Origin of the sequence: Amycolatopsis sp. (assembly GCF_025464955.1) — a bacterium.
Taxonomy (GTDB): domain Bacteria; phylum Actinomycetota; class Actinomycetes; order Mycobacteriales; family Pseudonocardiaceae; genus Amycolatopsis.
This window is the reverse complement of record NZ_JAODNM010000031.1, coordinates 42716-63583: the sequence shown is the minus strand read 5'-3', so window position 1 is coordinate 63583 and position 20868 is coordinate 42716. Positions and strand designations below refer to the sequence as shown.

Below are 20868 nucleotides of genomic sequence, written 5' to 3'. Positions count from 1 at the left end.
GAGGTCCGCGCTTGCCTGTCGCCGTGTGCGACGGGCCGGGTCCTCACCCGGGGCACCCCACCGCGGAAGGAGGGTTGCCGGCCAGCAAACCGGGGTTTAGCGCTGGCACTCGTGACCTGACGAACACGATAGCGGACGAATCGGGAGCACGCGAGTACCCGTCCACCCGCTGAGATGACGCTCACCCCTAGCGCCGCTAGGCCCACGAGCAGCGCTAAGCCCCGGACTCGCCTTTCCAGCGGGCGAGTCGGCCGGCGCGATCGACGGCGCGGAGCCGGTGCTCGGCGGCGTCGCGCACGGCCTCGGTGGTGACGACGAGCAGCTGGTCGCGCTCCTGCAGGCGGCTGCTGAGCAGCGGCGTGAACCCGGTGCCGTCGCGCACGACCAGGCTCACCGTTGCCCCTGTGGGCAGCCGGAGCTCGGACAGGTAGACACCGTGCAACTTCGACCCAGGCTGGATGCGCACCTGCAGCAGCTCAGCCCCAAGCTCGTCCAGCGGCGCGGAGTCGACCTCGATCTCCTCCGCCTCCGACGCGACGCTGAGCCCGAGCTTCCTCGCCAGGGGCGCCAGCGTGGTCCCTTGGAGCAGGGTGAGCACGATGACCAGCACGAACACGGCGTCGACCAGCCGTTCAGCGCCCGGAACGCCCTGCGCGAGCGGGATCATCGCGAGCACGATCGGCACCGCCCCGCGCAGCCCAGCCCACGACAGGAAGACCTTTTCGGGCCAGGGGACCTTGAACGGCAGCAGCGAGACCAGCACCGAGATCGGGCGCGCCAGCAGCAGGACCACCGCCCCGGCGACGAGCCCGGGGACGATGGTGTCGAGCAGCCGCTCGGGCGACGCGAACAGCCCGAGCAGCACGAACAGCCCGATCTGCGCGAGCCAGCCCAGCCCTTCGGCGAACGACAGCGTGTCCGACCGGTGGGGCAGCTTCGAATTCCCCAGCACCACGCCCGCGACGTAGGTCGCGAGCAGTCCCGAAGCGTGCGCCAGTTGTCCGCTGGAGTACGCGAGTACGCACACAGCCACCGTGGCGAGCGGATACAAACCCGTCGCGGGCAGCGCGGATCGACGCAGAGCGAACGCGCCGATCCAACCGAACAGCAACCCGATCGCGAGCCCGGCTCCGAGCTCGTAGACGACCAGCAGCGGCAACGTCCAGTCCGCGCTGCCCTCGGACAGCACGACGACGGCGATGTACGCCGGGGCGTCGTTGATCCCGGACTCGAGTTCCAACGCGCCGACAAGCCGTTTGCCGACTCCGGCCGAGCGCAGCACCGAGAACACCGCGGCCGCGTCGGTCGAGGCGAGGACCGCGCCCCACAGGAACGCCATCCGCCAATCGAGGCCCAGCAACCAATGCAGCGCGACACCGGTGACCGCGATGCTCACCACAACGGCCACAGTGGACAGTGCTACCCCGATGCCGAGCGAGGGTTTGACCGCCGCCCACCGGGTGGTCAGGCCGCCTTCGGTGAGGATCATGACGAGTGCGGCCAGGCCCAGCGACTGGGTGATCGACGGGCTGTCGAACCGCACGCCGAACCCGGCTTCGCCGATCAGCACACCGATCGCGAGATACAGCAGCAGCGACGGCAGGCCAAGGCGCGTCGACACCCGGACGGCGAGCACCGCGAGAATCAGGACCGCGCCGCCGACGCCCAACACCACGGGAAGCTGGTCCATTTCGCCTCCCTAAGCCGTGTTCGACGGGCTAAGGATACTGAGGCACGCCGGGGCGCCGGTCGGCGCACCCGCGTTTTCCCGCTGGCGCAACGCGAAATGGTCCGGCGGCGCGCGAGTTCGCCGACCGTCCAAGCGCGACCGTCAGAGCTTCCCGAGGAACTTCGCGGCGAGGGTGACCGCGGGCTTCGAGTCGTTCGAGCCCTCCAGCAAGATCGCGAAGGCCACGTCGCCGCGGTAGCCGACGAACCAGCCGTTGGCCTGGTCGCCGTCGCCGAACTGGGCGGTGCCGGTCTTGCCGTAGACCGTGCCGCTGGTGCCGCCCAGCCCCTTGGTCGCGGTCCCGCCGGTGACGACCTCGCGCATCATCTTCCGCAGCGAAGCGATCACCGACGCCGACGGCGCGTGGTAACCCGTGCCGACCTCCGTCGGCTGGTCCTTCCAGAGCTGCGGTGTGACGGCCTTGCCGTGCGCCACAGTCGCGGCGACCAGCGCCATGCCGAACGGGCTGGCCTGCACGACGCCCTGTCCGATGCCGTCCTCGACCTGCTCGGCGGGGCCGGCGGCGGCCTCGACCTTGCCGGCTTCGGTGGTCAGGCCGGGGATGGTGAAGTCGGCGTTGAGCCCGAGCTGGTCGGCGGCCTTCTGCAGGCCGTCGGCCGGCAACTGCGACGCGAGCTGGGCGAACGTCGTGTTGCACGAGTGCGCGAACGCGGTGCGCATCGGGATCGGCGGGAACTGGAAGTTCTCGTTCTTGATCGTGCGCTGCCCGATCTCCGCGGAGCCGGGGCACGGCAGCGACGTCTCGGTGGTCACGTCGCCCTGTTCCAGCGCGGCGGTACCGGTCACGATCTTGAACGTCGAACCGGGCGCGTACAGGCCGTTCAGGGCCTTCGGCTGGGTGCCGGCGGCGCCGTTCTGCGCGACGGCGAGTATCCCGCCGGTCGACGGCTGAATGGCCACGAGCATCGCCGACCCGCTGAGCCCGTCGACGGCGGCTTGCGCGGCCGCCTGGGTCGCGACGCTGAGCGTCGAGGTCTGCGTCTGCGACTGCGATGTGCCTGCGGGCTGGCCGACGGACACCAGCGTGTCGATCTTCACGCCCGACGCGTCGGCGCGGTTGATCTCGTAGCTCCCCGCGGGCGCGCCGGCAGCGGGCTTCGCCGGGCCGCCCAGCGCGCTCTGCAGCAGCGGGAACGGGTTGGTCGTGCCGCCGGCGATGATCGGTTTGCCGTCCCGGTCGACGACGGCGGGTCCGTTGGTGGGCGCGGCGCCGCTACCCAGCGCGAGGTGCTGACCGGCGGTGAGCTTCGGATGGATGAGCGCCGGGGTCCAGTGCACGAGCCAGTGCCCGCCGGTGTGCACGAGGTCCATCGAGTCGTCGTACGTCCAGGACTTCTGGTTGCCCAGCGTCCAGGCGAGGGTGAAGGTCGCACTGGCCTTGTCCGACCCTGCCGCGGGCGGCACGAGCTGCTTCAGCGAGGCGCTGACGGTCTGGGTCTGCAGCCCCTGCCAGGTCGCGAGGTACGCGGTCGCCATCGACTTCGGGTCGTCCGTCCAGGTGCCGACCTGCGTCCCGTCACCCGCGCCGAAGGTGTCGAGGTACTTCGCGACCACGACGGCCGGATCGTCCGAAGTGGAGCCGTCGGCCGCGGCGGTGGACGGCGAGCCGCCCTTCACCATCACCACGGCGGCCACCACGATCGCGATGACCGCGACCGCTCCCCCAGCGAGAATGGCCCGTTTCCCTGCAGGACTCATCGTGCGGACTCCCCCATTAACCCGTGCGCGTCGCGCATTCGGCTCACTGGGTCATCGTTGGCGGGCCCCTGCCGTTACCGGCATGTGAGCAACCAACCTGAATCCGCTTCACGCCCTCCCGCTCAGCGGGCACTTTTGTAGCTCTTGTGTCGTATGTGTGGGTCCGCGACGCCTCAGTGGGTGCCGGGTGAGGTTCTTGAGGTCAGCGGGTGTGGTCGGCTGGTGGTGAAGGTGGGACTCGTCGACTTGAACGTGGGACTCGCCGGGCCGGAGTGTGGGACTCGCCGACGCGCTGTGCGAGTCCCACGTTCAGCGCTGTGCGAGTCCCACAGTCAAACCGACGAGTCCCACACCCAGCTCCGGACACCGGCATCCGCCGTACACCCACACAGACGACCGAAGAGCCACAAAAGTGCCCGCTGGAAGGCCGAGTGTCAGGCCTTGGTGACCCGCACGGTCACCTTGACGCCGTCGCCGACGGTGCCGGCGAAACCGTCCGCGACCTCGGCGTAGGTCGCCGACAGGGCCAGTGTCTCGGCCTTGATGACGTCCTCGTAGGCCTGTGCCGCGGTCACGACGTCGGCCGGTGCGTCGACGACGAGGTCGATGCGGTCGGCGACGTCGAAGTCCGCCTCGCGGCGAGCCTGCTGGATCACGCGGATCAGGTCGCGCGCGATGCCTTCCTGGGCGAGGGCGTCGGTCACGACCGTGTCGAGCAGCACCAGGCCGGACCCGCCGGGCAGCTCGGCCGCCGCGCCGGTGTCCTTCGCGACCAGGCGACGCTCGTACTCGCCGTCCAGCAGCTCGTGGCCGGCCGCGACGATCGCCCCGGACTCCGAGGTGGTCCACTGCCCCGACTTGACGGCCTTGATCACGTGCTGGACGTCCTTGCCCAGGCGCGGCCCGGCCGCCCGCGCGTTGACGACGACCTCGAACCCACCGTGCGCACCGACGTCCGTGGTCAGCTCGACGGTCTTGACGTTCACTTCGTCCTGCAGGATGTCGGCGAACTCGCGCAGCGGCTCGGCGTCGGCCGCCGCGACCACCAGCTTCGACAGCGGCAGGCGGACGCGCAGCTTGTTCGCCTTGCGCAGCGACAACGCCGACGAGGCGACCTGACGCACCCTGTCCATCGCGGTAACCAGCGCCGCGTCGGCGGGGAGCTCGTTGACGTTCGGCCAGTCGGTCAAGTGCACCGACCGCTCGCCCGTCAGCCCGCGCCAGACGACCTCGGTGGTCAGTGGCAGCAGCGGCGCCGCCACCCGGCAGACCACCTCGAGCACGGTGTGCAGCGTGTCGATGGCGTCCTGGTCACCGGACCAGAACCGGTCGCGCGAGCGGCGCACGTACCAGTTCGTGAGCGCTTCGAGGAAGTCCCGGACCGTCGAACACGCACCGGCGATGTCGCAGACGTCCAGCGCGTACTGGACGTCGGTGACCAGCTCATGCGTCTTCGCCAGCACGTACCTGTCGAGCACGTGCGCGGAGTCGGTGCGGAAGTGCCCTTCCTTGCCGTCGGCGTTGGCGTAGAGCGCGAGGAAGTAGTACGAGTTCCACAGCGGCAGCACGGCCTGGCGCACGGCGTCGCGGATGCCCCGGTCGGTGACGATCAGGTTGCCGCCGCGCAGGATCGGGCTCGACATGAGGTACCAGCGCATCGCATCCGAGCCGTCGCGGTCGAAGACCTCGTTGACGTCGGGGTAGTTGCGCAGGGACTTCGACATCTTCTGCCCGTCCGAGCCCAGCACGATCCCGTGCGAGACGCAGGTGAGGAAGGCGGGCCGGTCGAACAGCGCCGTCGCGAGCACGTGCAGCAGGTAGAACCAGCCGCGGGTCTGGCCGATGTACTCGACGATGAAGTCGCCCGGGTAGTGGTGCTCGAACCAGTCGCCGTTCTCGAACGGGTAGTGGACCTGGGCGAAGGGCATCGAGCCCGAGTCGAACCAGACGTCGAGCACCTCCGGCACACGCCGCATGGTCGCCTGGCCGCTCGGGTCGTCCGGGTTCGGCCGGGTCAACTGGTCGATGAACGGCCGGTGCAGGTCGTCGAGCCGGACGCCGAAATCTCGCTCGAGATCGTCGAGCGAGCCGTAGACGTCGGTGCGGGGGAAGTTCGGGTCGTCGGACATCCACACCGGGATCGGTGTGCCCCAGTACCGGTTGCGCGAGATCGACCAGTCGCGCGCGTTCGCCAGCCACTTGCCGAACTGCCCGTCCTTGACGTGCTCGGGGTACCAGGTGATCTGCTGGTTCAGCTCGACCATCCGGTCCTTGAACTCGGCGACCGCGACGAACCACGAGGACACCGCGCGGTAGATCAGCGGGTTCCGGCAGCGCCAGCAGTGCGGGTACGAGTGCTCGTAGGACTCCTGGCGCAGCAGCACCGCGCCCTGGCGCCCGGCGGACCCGGTGCCGTTCTTCAGGTCCTTGACGATGTTCGGGTTTGCGTCGAAGACCTGCTGGCCCTCGTAGTCGGGCACCTGGGCGTCGAACTTGCCCTGCGCGTTGACCGGCGTGACCGGGGCGATGCCGGCCGCGTCGGTGACGACCTTGTCCTCTTCACCGTAGGCGGGCGCGATGTGCACGACCCCGGTGCCGCTGTCGGTGGTGACGTAGTCCGCGGCCAGGACGCGGTGCGCGCCCTCGTGCCCGACGAAGTACGGGAACGGTGGCACGTAACGGACACCGAGCAGCTGCTCGCCCTTGTAGCGGCCCACAACAGGCGGCTCCTCGCCCAACTCGCGGGCGTACGCGCCGACGCGGGCCTCGGCCATCAGGAACCGCTTGCCATCGTGCTCGACGACGACGTAGTCGACCTCGGGATGCACGGCTGTCGCAAGGTTGGACGGCAGCGTCCACGGGGTCGTGGTCCAGATCAGCAGATAGGTGCCGTCGAGGTCGGCGTGTTCGGCGCCGTTGCCCTCCATGCGGAAACCGACGGTGACGGCCGGGTCCTGGCGGCTGCGGTAGACGTCGGCGTCCATCACCAGCTCGTGGTTGGACAGCGGGGTCTCGTCCCGCCAGCAGTACGGCAGGACGCGGTAGCCCTCGTAGACCAATCCCTTGTCCCACAAGCGTTTGAACGCCCAGAGCACCGATTCCATGTAGGTGACGTCGAGGGTCTTGTAGTCGTGGTCGAAGTCGACCCAGCGCGCCTGGCGGGTGACGTAGTCCCGCCATTCGCCGGTGTAGCGCAGCACCGACTCGCGGCAGGCCGCGTTGAAGACGTCGATGCCCATCTCGTCGATCTCGGACTTCTCGGTGATCTTGAGCTGCCGCATGGCTTCCAGCTCGGCGGGCAGGCCGTGGGTGTCCCAGCCGAACCGGCGCTCGACGTGCTTGCCGCGCATGGTCTGGTAACGCGGGACGATGTCCTTGACGTACCCCGTGAGCAGGTGGCCGTAGTGCGGCAGGCCGTTGGCGAAGGGCGGACCGTCGTAGAACACGAATTCGTTGGCGCCATTGGCCCCGGCCTCGCGCGCCTCGATGCTCGCCTGGAACGTGCGGTCCGATTCCCAGTACGCCAGTACGGCTTCTTCGAGCTTGGGGAAGGACGGCTGGGACGGGACCTGGCCCATCTCCTCACCCAACTGAGCCTGGGGGTACATCGGCGCTCCTCGCGGTCGTCTGCTCCATGCGACGCGCCGGCGTCTGCCGGTACGTCCACACGGGGACGAGACGCCACCGTCGCCGGCGCGTTCCGCGGTACCACCCCGCTTGCCCGTGTCGCAAGACACGGGCCGCTCGTTCGACGGCTGTCACGGGCCGCACCCGTCCGGTTCTACTACGGGCCGATGGTGCGCGGCCCGGTTCTTCCGGAGGCTCCCCGGTGATGGCCGGATCGGTGCCTTTGGTCCTCCTAGGTTAACCCGAGGCGCAAAGCGGATTTCCGGCGACCCGCCTCCCGACAGGACGACCACCATCTGAGGGATCACCTGGGGAGAAACACTGTGGTCCGCACCTTTCAAGTCGACTTCGCGGCGTGGTCGACCTGCTCAGCCATCACCTGTACTCCAGCCCGCGGGTCTACGTCCGCGAGCTGCTGCAGAACGCCGTCGACGCGATCACCGCGCGCCGGGCGGTCGATCCGGACACAACGGGTGAAATAACCCTCGAAACCGGAGCGAACTCACTGAGGATCACCGATACCGGCGTCGGGCTCACCGAAGCGCCGGTGCACGAGCTGCTGGCGACCATCGGCCGCAGCTCCAAACGTTCTGCGGGACACCCGCACCCGGGCAGGCCGGAACGCTCACAAGTCTTACTTCGCGGAGGACTTTCGCTTTCCGCGCTGGGCGGTCGCGAGCTTGGCGTCGGGACCGCAGCGGTCACAGGGTGTGAAGCCGAGTTCACGCGCTTCGGACACGCCGATCGGGATGGTGTCGCGGTCGGCGAGCCAGACGCACTCGCGGACGTGGTAGCGCGGGTACTCGTCGACCACCAGCACCTCGACGTCGAGTTCCGACACGATCAGGAGGTCGGCCGCGTCCGTCTGCTCTTCGCCGGGATCGGAGGACTTGCTCTGCGCCCTCGCGGGCGCGGCAGGCTCTTCTTCGACAGCGGGTTCGGGAGTGGCTTCGATTGCTTCTTCGACAGGTTCGTCGGCCTTGTCCGGCTCGGTGGTCACCGCGGCGAGGTCGTCCACGGCCGGCGCGGCCGTCGACGAGGGATCGAGTTCACCCGAGGCCGGCAGCAGCTCGGTCTGCTCGGCCGCCGACGTGGTCTCGACGACTTCGGTGACTTCGGCGGCGGAGTCTTCAACCGGGCGTTCGCCTTCGACCTGGTCAGCGTCGGCAGCGGTGGCAGCGGCATCGGTATCGGCGGCGGCATCGACGTCAGGCTCTGCTTCGGCGGCCGCCGCCGAACGCTTGCGGCGGCGACGCAGCCAATCGGCGATCAGGAGGACCCCGGCCACCACGGACAGCACGATGGAGATCCAGGCCCAGAACGAGTTGGCCGTGATCAACGCCGTGACCAGCAGCCCCAGAGCCGCCAACACCAGTACGAGAACCATGTAGAGCACGATGAATTACAGCACGGACAGACCACGAAAAGGGCCTCGACCCTCCCACCGGGAGTGTCGAGGCCCTTTCTGTTCGTGATCACCGGGCGCGAAGCCGCCCCGGATCAGTCACCCGACAACTAGCCTGCTTCGGCCCGCGGGCCGAACGAGTAGCCCTGGCCACTGCCGGAACCACCGCTACCGCCCGAGTTGCCCTGAGGAGCGGAGCCGGACGCCGAGGCCGACGCCGGAGCGGCCGACCCCCGGTCGTCGAGTTCACGCAGCTGGGACTCGAGGAACCCGCGCAACCGCGTGCGGTACTCCCGCTCGATCGTGCGCAACTCCTCGATCTTCTTGCCCAGCGCGCCCTTTTCGGCGTTCAGGTTGTTCATCGTCTCGGTGTACTTACGCTGCGACTCGCGATCCATCGTGGTCGCCTTGTCGCGCGCCTGCCGTTCCAGGGTTTCGGCCCTGGTCCTGGCATCGTTCAGCATGGTCTCGGCCCTGGTACGGGCCTCGTTGACCATCGAGTCGGACTTCGACCGGGCATCGGAGAGCAACTGCTCGGACTTGGTCCGGGCCTCCGCGAGCATGCCGTCGGATTCCGTCTTCGCCTCGGCGGTCAGCCGGTCCGCCATCTCCTGTGCGAGACCCAGCACCTTCGCGGCCTGGACGTTCGGCTCACCGTTATCGCCTCGGTCGACCATCGGGTGCGCTTGGGTCTGCTCAAGTGCGGACGGCGGTGGTGGCACCGGCGCCAGCCTGCGGGACGGCTCGTCCCGCACTTGCGGCGGCGGCGGAGCGCTGGCAGCGCTCACCTTGGCCGTTTCGAGCTCGCCGCGGGTGGACTCCAGCTCCGAATCGAGCTGCTCCACCTGCTGCCGCAGCTCGTTGTTGTCCTCGATCAACCTGGCAAGTTCGGTCTCCACCAAGTCGAGGAAAGCATCTACCTCGTCCTCGTTGTAGCCCCTTTTGCCAATAGGAGGCTTGCTGAACGCGACGTTATGCACGTCAGCGGGGGTCAACGACATCAGATCACCTCACGCACTCCATGGCCTACAGGTCACTCCCTGGTCCCCGATCACCTGGGAGTCGCCAGTTGCATCAGGATGAACACAACCAGCAGCAGAACCATAATCGATAAGTCCAGTCCGACGCCGCCAATTCGCACCATCGGGATGATCCGCCGGACCAATCGGACCGGCGGGTCCGTCACTGTGTAGATGGTCTCCAGCGTTACCGCAACCCCCCCGGCGGGATGCCACTCGCGCGCGAACGCACGAACGAGCTCGATAACGATACGTGCTGTCAGCAAAAGCCAGAACGCAAACAGGACGTACCAGACGACAAGCCAGACCGCTTCCACGTCTCCACTCTGCCATGGCTCGGCCGGAAACACGCAGTTGGATCGCCGTGTTCGGCTCCGCGAGTCGGATTAATCACCTCCGACCCCCGGACCGACCTCAGTTCCGCAGGAAGAGGCCGCCTTCGGCGATCCGGCGGCGGTCCTCGGCGGTCACGTCGACGTCGGGCGGTGAGAGAAGGAACACCTTGTTGGTGACCTTGTCCATCGACCCGCGGAGCGCGAACGCGAGCCCCGCGGCGAAGTCGACGAGACGCTTCGCGTCCGCGTTGTCCATCTCGGTGAGGTTGATGATCACCGGGATGCCCTCGCGGTAGTGCTCGCCGATCGCCCGCGCCTCGAGATAGCTGCTCGGGTGCAGGGTGGTGATCCGGCTCAGCGGGTCGCGTGTCGCGGGCCTCGCCTGCTCCGGAACCGGCCGCAGCCGGGCGACGGGCTCCGGCTGGCGGTCGATCGCCAACGCGCCGTGCACCGAGGGCTCAGCCGCCGTCACCGGCCGGCTGCGCGTCCGCACGGCGGGCACGTCGTCGAATTCGTCAGCCGGTCGGTACCGGCGCCTCGCCCGAGATGGTGACTCTTCGTAAGCGTCGTACTCGTCCTCGTCGCCATAGCCACGTCGGTAGTCGTCTTCGACGTCGTACCCGTCCTCGTCGGCGGGGACCATCCCGAAGTAGGCCTTCAGCTTCTGCAGCGCGCTCATGCCTCTCCCTAGCCCTAGCCGCTCCCGCATTTCGCATGCCCGGTTCGGCGTTTCCCTGGGACCAATCTGCCCCAGAAACAGGTCCTGGGCCAGCCGATAAAGATCCACGGGCCACGCCGCCGGGCGCACTCCCTACGGCGAGGCTAAACCGCGTCCGCCGAGCAACGCGGTACCGACACGCACACACGTGGAGCCGTGCCCGATCGCCCGCTCGAGATCGCCGCTCATGCCCGCGGAGAGCTCTACGGCATCCGGGTGATCCTTGCGGAGAGTCTCCCCCGCGCGGGCGAGCAGCTCGAATGCCTTGTCCGGATCAGTACCCAACGGCGCGACGGCCATCAGGCCGAGCAAGCGTAAATCACCCGCGCGGGTGAGGCATTCGGCCAAATGGGCTAAGTCGTCGAGCGGGCATCCGCCGCGCGCGGGATCGCCGTCGAGGCTGACTTGGATCAGCACATCCAGCGCGTTTTCCCGCTCTCCCGCGTCGCGCGCGGCGCGGACGGCCTTGTCCAGCGCGCCGGCGAGCCGCTCCGAGTCCACGGACTGGATTTCGGCCGCCCACCGCGCCACGGACCGAGCCTTGTTGCGCTGGAGGCTGCCGACCATGTGCCAGCGCGAGTGCGCCTCCGGCCGCAGCGAAGCGACCTCGACGGCCTTCTCGCCGGCTTCCTGGTCCCGGTTCTCCGCGAGGTCGACGACACCGAGGTCGGTGAGCAACGCGGCGTCGAGCGCGGGGAAAGTCTTCGTGACCGCCAGCAGGCGCACCTCGTCGCGGGCACGACCGGCCGCGGTGCACGCCTGGGCGATCCGGCCCTCGACCTCGGCCAGCGACGCGGCCAGCTCGGACCGCCGGGCTTCGGCGGTCATCGGCTGGGGCGCGCTCACGCTTCGACCCAGGTGATGCCGGCGATCCTTCCGGTGGTGCCGTCGCGGCGATAGCTGAACAACGTCTTGTCCTCCGCGGTGCAGCGGGGGTCCGTGCCGATCTTGCCGACCCCGAGGTCGGCGAGCTGACGCCACAGCCCGGCCCGCAGGTCGATCGACGGCGTGCCCTTGCGGCTCTTGCCGGCGCTGCCGGGCAGGTGGGCCTCGACGTCCTGAGCCATCGCCGCGGGCACCTCGTAACAGGCGCCGCAGATGGCGGGCCCGAGCAGCGCCTCGACGCGGTCGAGCCGTGCGCCGAGCGAGACCATCGCCTCGATCGCGGCCGGGACCACGCCGACCCTGGCACCGACCCGGCCGGCGTGCACCGCGGCGACGACGCCCGCTTCGGGCTCGGACAGCAGGATGGGAACGCAGTCGGCGACGAGGACCACGAGCGCGAGGCCGGGTTCCGCCGTGACCAGGGCATCGGTCGCCTCGGCCGGTGCGGTCTCGGAGCCGTCGACGATCGTGGCCATGCGGCCGTGGACCTGTTCCATCCAGGCCAGCCTGTCCTCACCGAGCCCCAGCTCCGAGGCCAGCCGCTTGCGGTTCACGGCGACCGACGACGGCTCGTCGCCGACGTGGTCGCCGAGATTGAACGAGTCGTACGGAGCCGTCGAAGCCCCGCCCGCCCTGGTGGTCACCACACGCCGAACCCGCAAGCCCCTGCTCCTTCGCTCAACTGCCACCAAACGCACTCAAGGCCACCTTAGGTGCGTTCTACGCACTAAAGGTGGCCTTGAGGGCGAAGCTTACCGACGCATGAAGGGAGGAACATCCACTTCGTCGTCCGCCGGGTCGTGCTGGACGGTGTTGGCGTGGGACTGCATCGACCCCTGGGTGGGCGTCGTGCCCCGCGTCGGGTACCCGCGGCCGGCCGCGCTGCCCTGCGGGAGGCCGCCGGACATCGACCCGTTGCCCGCGGCCGGGATCGGTGCGCGCGGCGGAGCCACCGGGTAGCCGTTGCGGGTCTGGTCGCCCGCGATACCGGTGTTCTGCCTGGTCTCGACGGGGTTGGCGCCCCCACCGACCTGCCCGGCCGAGGCCGACGCGGTCGAGCCGCGGGAGCCGGAACCGAACGTGGACGGGTCGAGCTTCTTGTGCGTCGGCGCGCCGGCGTCGAACCCGGCGGCGATCACGGTCACCCGGACCTCGTCGCCGAGCGAGTCGTCGATGATCGTGCCGAAGATGATGTTGGCGTCGGGGTGGGCCGACTCCTGGACGAGCGAAGCAGCCTCGTTGATCTCGAAGAGTCCCAGGTCGGAACCGCCTGCGATCGAAAGCAGCGCGCCATGCGCACCATCCATGGAGGCTTCGAGAAGCGGCGAGTTGATCGCCTTCTCGGCAGCCTGGATGGCCCTGCCTTCACCGCGTGCGCTCCCTATTCCCATCAACGCACTGCCTGCCCCGGACATCACACTCTTGACGTCGGCGAAGTCGAGGTTGATCAGGCCGGGCGTGGTGATGAGATCGGTGATGCCCTGGACCCCGGAGAGGAGCACCTCGTCGGCCGAGCGGAAGGCGTCCATCAGCGAGACGCCGATGTCGCCGAGCTGCAGCAGCCGGTCGTTGGGGATGACGATGAGCGTGTCGCACTCGTTGCGCAGCGCCTGGATGCCGTCCTCGGCCTGCTTGCCGCGGCGCTTGCCCTCGAAGGTGAACGGCCGGGTGACCACGCCGATCGTCAGCGCGCCCAGTTTGCGGGCGATCTGCGCGACGACGGGGGCGCCACCGGTCCCGGTGCCACCACCCTCACCGGCGGTCACGAACACCATGTCGGCGCCCTTGATGACCTCTTCGATCTCGTCACGGTGGTCCTCGGCCGCGCGCTGGCCCACTTCGGGGGCCGCGCCGGCGCCGAGACCGCGGGTCAGTTCGCGGCCGATGTCGAGCTTGACGTCGGCATCGGACATCAGCAGGGCCTGCGCATCGGTGTTCACCGCGATGAACTCGACGCCCTTGAGGCCGACCTCGATCATCCGGTTCACAGCGTTGACGCCGCCGCCGCCGATGCCGACGACCTTGATCACCGCAAGGTAGTTGTGCGGGGGAGTCATCGGCTCCGCCTTCCTGATCGTTTTGCCTGTGCCGCCCGCCGGATGCGAGAAACCTTCAACCTAAACTTAAGGGTCAGAGTTATGTCAACCACCGGCGTTGAAACAGGACGGTAGGCATCGCACGCGTTCTAATCCAGCAGCCACGCCGTGTGTTGCAAAGGTGTTTCGCCACAACATTTTCCCGACGGCATCCGAAAACGCCCCTCCCGGAGCCGGAAGGGGCGTTTCGCGGGGCTGGAAACCGGGCCGTCAGGCGGGCATCGCGATGTTGAGCACCTTGTCGTCCGAGGGCAGCCCGGTCTTCGAACCACCGGCCTGCTCGACCGAGAGCGCGACGCGGTTGGCGCCGCCGATCCCGTCGGCGACGACGACGGAATTGTCCTGCGCGCCGCCCGGAAGCAGGCCGAACGGCCGCGGCGGGCCGCTCGCACTGATCAGCCACGCCTCGTAGACCGTGTCCGACGTCCGCGCCGGCAACTGGTTCGGCATGAACATCAGCTTGTTCAGGGACCGGGACACCACCACGGTGCCACCGCCACCGACCGTGGCCGGGCCGTGCACCGCCTGCGCGTCGGGAGCGCCGAGCAGCTCCGCCACCGGCGCGTAGGCGTCCTTGACCTGGGCTGCTTGGGCCCGGGCGTCGCTGAGCTGGCTCTGTGTATCCAGCGCGACGCCGCCGAACACCCCGGCCAGCGCGAGCCCGACGACCGCCGCGGCCGCGACGAGACCCAGCGCCCAGCGCGGCACCCGCGCGCTCCCCTTTGACCGTTCGAGGAGCTCCGGGCCGGCGTTCGGCGGCTGCTGCCGCGTCGTCCGGATCTCGGCCAGCACCCGCGCCTTGAGCTCCGGCGGCGGATCCACCGCCACCGCTGCACCGAGCCGGGCGGCCGTGGCCCGCAGTTCGCGGACTTCCAGGGAGCAGGACTCGCACTCCTCGAGGTGGCGCTGGAACCGCGCCCGTTCCAGGTCGCTGACCGCGTCGACGGCGAACGCACCGGCGAGCGTGTGCATCTCAGGCGAAGTCATGCGGTCACCCCTAGGCAGTCGCGCAGCCGGATGAGGCCGTCCCTCAGCCGCGTCTTGATGGTTCCCTGCGGGGCCGACAGCACTTCGGCGACCTCGCGGTAGGTGTAGCCCTGGTAGTAGGCCAGCATCACCGACTCGCGCTGCAGTTCGGTCAGGTTGCTCAGGCACTTGCGCACCTGTTGGCGTTCCCAGCGCGAAGTGACCGCTTCGGCCACTTCGTCGAAGGGACGCGCGCGGGCGGCTTCGAAGGTCGCCTTCTGCTCGCGGTCGGTGCTCGCGCGGGCCGACCGGACCCGGTCGACGGCGCGTCGGTGGGCCAGCGTCATCGCCCAGTTCATCGCGCTCCCCCGCTCGGGTGAGTATCTGGTGGCCGTGCGCCACAACTCGACGAGGACCTCTTGGGCGACCTCTTCGGACTGTGCGCCGTCCCGGACGACTCGGCGCACCAGGCCAAGAATGGGCCCGGCGAGCTTTTCGTACAACAGCTCGAACGCCGGCTCGTCACCCTTGGCGACCCGCACGAGAAGTTCCTCGGCGGTCGGTCCGGGTTCCGTGGAAGAGACGCCACGCGGGCGCCCTGCCGATCCTGCCGATCCTGCAGCCTCATCCATTGAGGTGTCCTCCGCTGGTTTCGGGCGTGCGTGGGGTGATCGGCGCCTTGCGCAGCCACAGGGTGACACCGTGCTTCCGGATCAGCGCCGACACCCGCTGCGGCAGAAGTGGTCGTGCGAGCACCATACGCACCAGCCACCGCCGATCCGCGGGTTTGCGCTCGCCCCGAAGGGTGGCCGTCAGCACGGTGTCGCCGCCCTGGCGCAGCGCGACGGTGACCGCGAGCAGCGCCCCCGGCCGCGGCAGGTGCATCCGGTACTCGCCGTCCATCGACTGAAACGGCGAGACGTAGAACTCTTTCGCCGCTTCCGCCCGGCCGTCGGCGTCCGGGTACAGCAGATACGCATGCCGCCCCCGGTAGGTGTTGTGGACTTCGGCGATGACGCAGGCGAGTTCACCGTCGGCCCGGTGGCACCAGTAGACGGTGATCGGATTGAACACGTAGCCCAGCACTCGTGCGCTGGCCAACATGAGCACCCGTCCGCCCGCGAGATCGACTCCACGCGCGGCCAACCAGGCGTCCACTTTGGACCGGACGGGCGCCGCGTCGCCGGCGGCGAAGTGGTCCCGGCCGTCGAACCGCGCGAACGGCCTCAGCCACCAGGGAAACTTCGGCAGCGCGTCGAGGTCGACGAGCCAGAAGTACATGCGGTGGGCGAAGGAGAACCGCGGCGGGATCCGGCGGACGTGGGCGACCGTCGAGTCATACAGGGCGGGAACGATCACCAGGTCACCCCGAAGGATTCCGCGGCGCGTACTCCGGATGCGCAGCCGTCCTCGTGGAAGCCCCAGCCGTGGTAGGCGCCGGCGAAAGCGACCGTCCCGTCGTTGAGCCCGGGCAGCAGGCGCTGCGCCGCAACGGATTCAGGGGTGAAAACGGGGTGGCTGTAGTCCATCCTGGCGACGACGGACCGCGCGGGCGGCGGGGCGGGTGGGTTCAGGGTGACCACGTACCCGGTCGGCTCCGTGAGCCGCATCAGCCGGTTCATGTCGTAGCTGACCTGCACCGCGCCTTCGTCCGACCCGCAGGTCGAGGACCGGAAGTTCCAGGCGGACCGGGCCGCGGGCGAAACCGGCAGCGCGGCCGCGTCGGTGTGCAGCCAGGCTTCGTTGTCGGAGTAGCGGAACGGCGAAAGGACGTCGCGCTCGGTCCGGGTCGGCTCGGCGAGCAGGGTGAGGGCCTGGTCGGCGTGCGTGGCGATGACGACCCGGTCGACGTGGTGGGCCGTGTCGGCGTCGTCCCGGATCTCGATCCCGCCGGCGCGCCGATGGACCGAGAGGACCGGCGTCGACAGGTGCACCGCGGTGAGCTGCTTGACCGCCCGGTCGACGTACTCCCGTGAGCCCCCGACCACCGTGCGCCAGCTCGGCGAACCGCCGACCGAGAGCATGCCGTGGTTGCGCAGGAACTCGAACAGGTAGCGCGCCGGATAGCGCAGGGTGTCGGCACGGTCGGCGGACCAGACCGTGGAGACCACCGGGAGCATGAAGTGGTCGACGAAGTATTTGGTGTACCGCCCGGCGTCGAGGAACGCGCCGATCGTCACGTCGCCGTCCGGTGAGTCGAGCACCCGCCGAGCGTGGCCGTGGAAGCGCTTGATCTCGACCAGCATGCGCAGGTACTTGGCGCGGGCGAAGCTGCGGGGCTGGGCGAACAGGCCTCGCAGGCCCTTTGCACCGGCATACTCGAGCCCGCAGCCGTCGCAGTGGATGCTCATCGACATCTCGGTGTCCTGGGTGGCCACGCCCAGTTCGCGGAACAGCCTCAGCAGGTTCGGGTAGGTGCGTTCGTTGTGGACGATGAACCCGGAGTCGACGCCGATGGTGCCGCCGTGCGCGCTGGGTACGTCGTGGGTGTGGGCGTGTCCGCCCAGCCTGCCGTCGGCCTCGAACAGCAGTACGTCGAAACGTCGCTGCAGCAGGTATGCGGCGGTCAAGCCCGCCACCCCGCTGCCGATCACGCCGATGCGTTGTCCGTTGGTCTGCACACCGGGTATTCGGGGCCGCGGGCCTGCCGGATTGGAGCAAAGTGAATCGGTTCCAATCCCGGCCGCGGGCAGGCGCGAATCCCCGGTATGAACAGTGTCGATATGAACGGTGTCGGCGCGAACCTGGCGATCACGGCCGTCGTCACGCTCGCGGGCGTCTTGGCGACCTTCGCGGTGGCCCGGCTCCGCAAGCGGTACGACACGGTCGACACCTTCTGGGGGCTCGGGTTCGCGATCATCGCGCTGGTGACGTTCGCGTCCTCCGATGGCTCGACGACGTTGCGGGTCGTCGTCACCGTGCTGACCGTGGTCTGGGGCTTGCGGCTGGCGGTCCACTTGCAGCTGCGCAACCGCAAGCTGCCGGAGGATCCGCGGTATGTGGACATCGTCCAACGCGCGGGTGACCACCCCGGCCTGCGGATCTTCGTGACCGTGTACCTCTTCCAGGGCGTGGTGCTCTGGTTCGTCTCGCTGCCGGTCCAGTTCGCGGAGTATTCGAGCGGATTCGGCGTCACGGCGTGGCTCGGCGTCGCGCTCTGGCTGGCAGGGTTCGGCTTCGAGACCGTCGGGGATGAGCAGCTGCGGCGGTTCAAGGCCGGGCGCGACAACACGGGCAAGGTGCTCGACACCGGTTTGTGGCGCTACACCCGACACCCGAACTACTTCGGGGACGCCTGCGTCTGGTGGGGGCTCTACCTCCTGGCTTGCTCCACCTGGCCCGGCGCGGCGACGATCCTCTCACCGCTGGCCATGACGTACACGTTGACGAAGGGAACCGGGAAACCGTTGTTGGAGAAGGGAATGCGGAAATCCCGGCCCGGCTACGCCTACTACGTCGAGCGGACGAGCGGGTTCTTCCCGCTGCCGCCGCGCAAGGGCGTCACTCCCCCGTAGCGCCGTCGGTGAGTTCCCGCAGCAGGTCGAGGTGGCCGGCATGGCGGGCGGTCTCCTCGATCATATGCGTGACCACCCAGCGGAGGTTGACGTTTCCCTTGTCGCGGAACGGGACCTCGGCGTCGAAGTCGAGCTTGGCGACGATCTGGCGGCTGAGCTCGCACTGGGTCTCGTAGTCCGCGATCAGCCGGGCAACCGGGGTCGTGGCGGCAAGGCGGAACTCGGCGTCGGGGTCGTCCTTGAGCGCCTCCTCCCACTTGTCGGGTCCGCCGTCGACGACGATGCCGAACCAGTAATCCTCGACCAGGGTGAGATGACTGACCAGCCCGGCGATGGTGGTGAGCTCGCTGGGGACGTAGGTTTGCCGCGCCTGCTCGTCGGTCAGGCCGCCTGCCTTGAGCACCACCGTCGCGCGCTGGTAGTCGAGGAAGCCGTTGAGCTGTGCGCGCTCGTCGCCGGTCATCGGCGGGTCAGGGCGGGTGTCTGTCATGGGGGCAGTGTGCCGCCGCCGGCCCCTGTTCGCGAGCCGTTTACCCAGATACCTTGTGCACGATGTAATCGTGGGCTAGGTTATTTCCATGTCGTCCTCCAGTGGTGAGCATTTCCTGCTCGACGAGCAGGTCTGCTTCGCGCTCTACGCGGCGTCAAGAGCGGTTACAGACGTCTACCGGCCGCTTCTGAACGAGCTGGGCCTCACGTATCCGCAGTACCTCGTGCTGCTGGTCCTCTGGGAGCGCGACTCCCGGTCGATCAAGGACATCGGCGAGGCCCTGCACCTGGACTACGGCACGATTTCGCCGCTGCTGAAACGGCTCGAAACGGCCGGGCTGGTGACCCGTCACCGGCTCGCGTCCGACGAGCGCACCGTGTCGGTCACTCTGACCGAGGCGGGCGAGGGCCTGCGTGAACGCGTCACCGGCATCCCGCCGGTGATCGGGTGCGCGATCGGGCTCGACGACGGTCCGCGGCGAGACCTCATCCGCACGTTGAAGGCGCTGACGGCGTCAGCGCTCGCCATATCCACTACCCAGGAGGCACCGAATGCCCAGCCGTGACGCGACCACCCACTGGACCGGCGGACTGCAGAAGGGCTCGGGGGAAGTCACCCTCGACTCCTCGAACGCCGGCACGTTCTCCGTGTCGTTCCCGACCCGCGCCGGCAACCCGGACGGACAGACCAGCCCCGAAGAGCTCATCGCCGCGGCACATTCGTCCTGTCTCGCGATGAACCTGTCGGGCGTGCTGGAGTCGCAGAAGCTCGTCGCGGACTCCATCGACGTCAGCGCCGAAGTCACCCTCGGCCCGGCCGCCGGCGGCGGTTTCGAGATCAGCGGCATCGCGATCACGCTCCGCGCGAAGCTCGACGGCGTCACCGACGACCAGTTCGCCGAATTCGCCAAGACCGCCGAGCAGACCTGCCCGGTGTCGAAGGCCCTCTCCGGCACCACCATCACGCTGGACGCCGCCCTCGTCTGAGCGCACCCACGCCCACGCGTGTGCACTTCGTGTACACGCGTGGGCAGGTGCCGCGCACTTGAGTGCAGGTCCAGTACGCTGACCTCCCGTGGCGGACTCCCAGTACGAGAATTTCCTGGCCCACGTCCTCCAGACCGGGACGCCCAAAACGGACCGCACCGGAACCGGCACCCGCAGTGTGTTCGGGCACCAGCTGCGGTTCGACCTGGCCCGGGGCTTCCCGCTGATCACCACGAAACGGGTGCACTTCCGCTCGGTCGTGGGCGAGCTGCTGTGGTTCCTGCGCGGTGACAGCAACGTCCGGTGGTTGCAGGAGCAGGGCGTGTCCATCTGGAACGAATGGGCCGATGAGAACGGCGACCTCGGCCCGGTCTACGGCGTCCAATGGCGTTCGTGGCCTACTCCGGACGGCCGCCATATCGACCAGATCTCCCAGGTGCTCGACACCCTGCGGACCAATCCCGACTCGCGGCGCATGCTCGTGTCGGCCTGGAACGTCGCCGAGATCGAGAAGATGGCCCTGCCGCCGTGCCACGCGATGTTCCAGTTCTACGTGGCCGACGGCACGCTGTCGTGCCAGCTCTACCAGCGCAGCGCGGATCTGTTTCTCGGTGTTCCGTTCAACATCGCGAGCTACGCGCTGCTGACACACATGGTGGCGCAGCAGGTCGGGCTCGAAGTCGGGGACTTCGTCTGGACCGGCGGGGACTGCCACATCTACGACAACCACGTCGACCAGGTCACCGAGCAACTCTCGCGCGAGGTGCTGGCCTTCCCGCGGCTGGAGCTGGACAAGGCGCCGTCGCTGTTCGACTACGAACTCGAGCACGTCAAGCTGATCGACTATCGCCACCACCCGGCGATCAAGGCACCGGTGGCCGTCTGATGATCGGGCTGATCTGGGCACAGGCCTCGAACGGCGTCATCGGCGTCGACGGCACCATCCCCTGGCGTCTGCCCGAGGATCAGGCCAACTTCAAGACGTTGACCCTCGGGGCGACCGTCGTGATGGGCCGGCTGACGTGGGAGTCGCTGCCGCCGAAAGTGCGGCCTCTGCCGGACAGGCGGAACGTCGTTCTCACCCGGAGTCCGGACTTCTCGGCCCACGGTGCGGAGTCCGTCGAGAGCGTCGAAAAAGCACTGAGCCTGACCGAAACCGACGTCTGGGTCATCGGTGGCGAGCAGGTGTACGCCGCCGCGCTGCCCTTCGCCGACCAACTCGTCGTCACCGAAGTCGATGTCACCGTCGACGGCGACGCCGTGGCCCCGGCCATCGGCCCCGAGTGGACCGCCGACGCCGACTCCCCGTGGCAACACTCCCGCTCCGGTCTCGACTACCGCATCACCACCTACCGCCGCACCCCCTGACCCGCGAGTC

Annotated in this window: 20 protein-coding genes and 1 riboswitch; of the genes, 5 read left to right on the top strand and 15 right to left on the bottom strand. The window is 68.7% G+C overall.

From position 1 onward, the window contains the following. Positions 1–2: 2 nt before the first annotated feature. Positions 3–117, bottom strand: a riboswitch (SAM riboswitch). Positions 118–214: 97 nt separating this feature from the next. The 14 genes from JWQ81_RS06320 to JWQ81_RS06255 all read right to left on the bottom strand — a co-directional run bounded on the left by JWQ81_RS06320 (position 215) and on the right by JWQ81_RS06255 (position 17120). Continuing rightward, the gene (locus JWQ81_RS06320) at positions 215–1690 is read right to left on the bottom strand and encodes a potassium/proton antiporter (RefSeq protein ID WP_297538509.1); all 1476 of its coding nucleotides are present in this window, start codon (positions 1688–1690) and stop codon (positions 215–217) included. A 141-nt stretch (positions 1691–1831) separates the two neighbouring features. Further along, complete coding sequence (locus JWQ81_RS06315) at positions 1832–3448, bottom strand: penicillin-binding transpeptidase domain-containing protein (RefSeq protein WP_297538507.1); 1617 nt, start codon at positions 3446–3448, stop codon at positions 1832–1834. Positions 3449–3882: 434 nt separating this feature from the next. Then, a complete protein-coding gene (gene ileS / locus JWQ81_RS06310) occupies positions 3883–7056 on the bottom strand; it encodes an isoleucine--tRNA ligase (RefSeq protein ID WP_297538504.1) in 3174 nt (1057 codons plus the stop codon). Positions 7057–7709: 653 nt separating this feature from the next. Then, positions 7710–8471 (bottom strand): hypothetical protein, encoded by a 762-nt coding sequence (locus JWQ81_RS06305; protein WP_297538501.1) that lies wholly within the window; start codon positions 8469–8471, stop codon positions 7710–7712. A gap of 119 nt (positions 8472–8590) precedes the next feature. Then, positions 8591–9481 carry a DivIVA domain-containing protein gene (locus JWQ81_RS06300; RefSeq protein WP_297538499.1) on the bottom strand — a complete coding sequence of 297 codons (891 nt, stop codon included), beginning with the start codon at positions 9479–9481 and terminating at the stop codon, positions 8591–8593. Positions 9482–9531: 50 nt separating this feature from the next. Beyond that, complete coding sequence (locus tag JWQ81_RS06295; RefSeq protein WP_297538497.1) at positions 9532–9816, bottom strand: YggT family protein; 285 nt, start codon at positions 9814–9816, stop codon at positions 9532–9534. Positions 9817–9913: 97 nt separating this feature from the next. Beyond that, complete coding sequence (sepF, locus tag JWQ81_RS06290; RefSeq protein WP_297538495.1) at positions 9914–10513, bottom strand: cell division protein SepF; 600 nt, start codon at positions 10511–10513, stop codon at positions 9914–9916. 132 nt (positions 10514–10645) lie between these two features. Continuing rightward, positions 10646–11380 (bottom strand): YggS family pyridoxal phosphate-dependent enzyme, encoded by a 735-nt coding sequence (locus JWQ81_RS06285; protein WP_297538533.1) that lies wholly within the window; start codon positions 11378–11380, stop codon positions 10646–10648. Between the two features lie 14 nt (positions 11381–11394). Continuing rightward, positions 11395–12099, bottom strand: coding sequence for a peptidoglycan editing factor PgeF (gene pgeF, locus JWQ81_RS06280; RefSeq protein WP_297538493.1), 705 nt, complete (start codon positions 12097–12099; stop codon positions 11395–11397). 90 nt (positions 12100–12189) lie between these two features. Next, positions 12190–13494: a cell division protein FtsZ gene (gene ftsZ, locus JWQ81_RS06275; protein ID WP_297538491.1), complete on the bottom strand. Its 1305-nt coding sequence runs from the start codon at positions 13492–13494 to the stop codon at positions 12190–12192. A 249-nt stretch (positions 13495–13743) separates the two neighbouring features. After that, positions 13744–14520, bottom strand: a complete 777-nt coding sequence (locus JWQ81_RS06270) for an anti-sigma factor (RefSeq protein ID WP_297538489.1) — start codon at positions 14518–14520, stop codon at positions 13744–13746. Next, complete coding sequence (sigK, locus tag JWQ81_RS06265; RefSeq protein WP_297538487.1) at positions 14517–15131, bottom strand: ECF RNA polymerase sigma factor SigK; 615 nt, start codon at positions 15129–15131, stop codon at positions 14517–14519. Before sigK ends, JWQ81_RS06270 begins: the two co-directional genes overlap by 4 nt. Then, positions 15124–15858: a DUF1365 domain-containing protein gene (locus tag JWQ81_RS06260; RefSeq protein WP_297538485.1), complete on the bottom strand. Its 735-nt coding sequence runs from the start codon at positions 15856–15858 to the stop codon at positions 15124–15126. Before JWQ81_RS06260 ends, sigK begins: the two co-directional genes overlap by 8 nt. Continuing rightward, entirely contained in the window at positions 15855–17120 is a 1266-nt protein-coding gene (locus tag JWQ81_RS06255; protein ID WP_297538483.1) for an FAD-dependent oxidoreductase, read from the bottom strand. The genes JWQ81_RS06260 and JWQ81_RS06255 overlap by 4 nt, the downstream gene beginning before the upstream one ends. An 87-nt stretch (positions 17121–17207) precedes the next feature. On the opposite strand from JWQ81_RS06255, the gene JWQ81_RS06250 reads away from it, so the two are divergent. After that, positions 17208–18014 (top strand): DUF1295 domain-containing protein, encoded by an 807-nt coding sequence (locus JWQ81_RS06250; protein ID WP_297538482.1) that lies wholly within the window; start codon positions 17208–17210, stop codon positions 18012–18014. Here the strand turns inward: JWQ81_RS06250 and JWQ81_RS06245 are convergent. Continuing rightward, positions 18001–18504 (bottom strand): DinB family protein, encoded by a 504-nt coding sequence (locus JWQ81_RS06245; protein ID WP_297538481.1) that lies wholly within the window; start codon positions 18502–18504, stop codon positions 18001–18003. The genes JWQ81_RS06250 and JWQ81_RS06245 overlap by 14 nt on opposite strands. An 88-nt stretch (positions 18505–18592) precedes the next feature. Here JWQ81_RS06245 and JWQ81_RS06240 point away from each other — a divergent pair, with 88 nt between their 5' ends. From JWQ81_RS06240 to JWQ81_RS06225, 4 genes are all read left to right on the top strand, one after another. Beyond that, complete coding sequence (locus JWQ81_RS06240; protein WP_297538480.1) at positions 18593–19069, top strand: MarR family winged helix-turn-helix transcriptional regulator; 477 nt, start codon at positions 18593–18595, stop codon at positions 19067–19069. Next, a complete protein-coding gene (locus JWQ81_RS06235; RefSeq protein ID WP_297538478.1) occupies positions 19056–19490 on the top strand; it encodes an OsmC family peroxiredoxin in 435 nt (144 codons plus the stop codon). The genes JWQ81_RS06240 and JWQ81_RS06235 overlap by 14 nt, the downstream gene beginning before the upstream one ends. A gap of 88 nt (positions 19491–19578) precedes the next feature. Further along, positions 19579–20376: a thymidylate synthase gene (locus tag JWQ81_RS06230; protein WP_297538476.1), complete on the top strand. Its 798-nt coding sequence runs from the start codon at positions 19579–19581 to the stop codon at positions 20374–20376. Then, the gene (locus JWQ81_RS06225; protein WP_297538474.1) at positions 20376–20858 is read left to right on the top strand and encodes a dihydrofolate reductase; all 483 of its coding nucleotides are present in this window, start codon (positions 20376–20378) and stop codon (positions 20856–20858) included. The genes JWQ81_RS06230 and JWQ81_RS06225 overlap by 1 nt, the downstream gene beginning before the upstream one ends. Positions 20859–20868 lie beyond the last annotated feature (10 nt).

Coding starts and splice junctions, on each gene's coding strand:
- JWQ81_RS06320 (WP_297538509.1), bottom strand. CDS start 1,690: ATGGACCAGCTTCCCGTGGTGTTGGGCGTCGGCGGCGCGGTCCTGATT.
- JWQ81_RS06315 (WP_297538507.1), bottom strand. CDS start 3,448: ATGAGTCCTGCAGGGAAACGGGCCATTCTCGCTGGGGGAGCGGTCGCG.
- ileS (WP_297538504.1), bottom strand. CDS start 7,056: ATGTACCCCCAGGCTCAGTTGGGTGAGGAGATGGGCCAGGTCCCGTCC.
- JWQ81_RS06300 (WP_297538499.1), bottom strand. CDS start 9,481: ATGTCGTTGACCCCCGCTGACGTGCATAACGTCGCGTTCAGCAAGCCT.
- sepF (WP_297538495.1), bottom strand. CDS start 10,513: ATGAGCGCGCTGCAGAAGCTGAAGGCCTACTTCGGGATGGTCCCCGCC.
- JWQ81_RS06285 (WP_297538533.1), bottom strand. CDS start 11,380: ATGACCGCCGAAGCCCGGCGGTCCGAGCTGGCCGCGTCGCTGGCCGAG.
- ftsZ (WP_297538491.1), bottom strand. CDS start 13,494: ATGACTCCCCCGCACAACTACCTTGCGGTGATCAAGGTCGTCGGCATC.
- JWQ81_RS06270 (WP_297538489.1), bottom strand. CDS start 14,520: ATGACTTCGCCTGAGATGCACACGCTCGCCGGTGCGTTCGCCGTCGAC.
- sigK (WP_297538487.1), bottom strand. CDS start 15,131: ATGGATGAGGCTGCAGGATCGGCAGGATCGGCAGGGCGCCCGCGTGGC.
- JWQ81_RS06250 (WP_297538482.1), top strand. CDS start 17,208: ATGAACAGTGTCGATATGAACGGTGTCGGCGCGAACCTGGCGATCACG.
- JWQ81_RS06245 (WP_297538481.1), bottom strand. CDS start 18,504: ATGACAGACACCCGCCCTGACCCGCCGATGACCGGCGACGAGCGCGCA.
- JWQ81_RS06240 (WP_297538480.1), top strand. CDS start 18,593: ATGTCGTCCTCCAGTGGTGAGCATTTCCTGCTCGACGAGCAGGTCTGC.
- JWQ81_RS06235 (WP_297538478.1), top strand. CDS start 19,056: ATGCCCAGCCGTGACGCGACCACCCACTGGACCGGCGGACTGCAGAAG.
- JWQ81_RS06225 (WP_297538474.1), top strand. CDS start 20,376: ATGATCGGGCTGATCTGGGCACAGGCCTCGAACGGCGTCATCGGCGTC.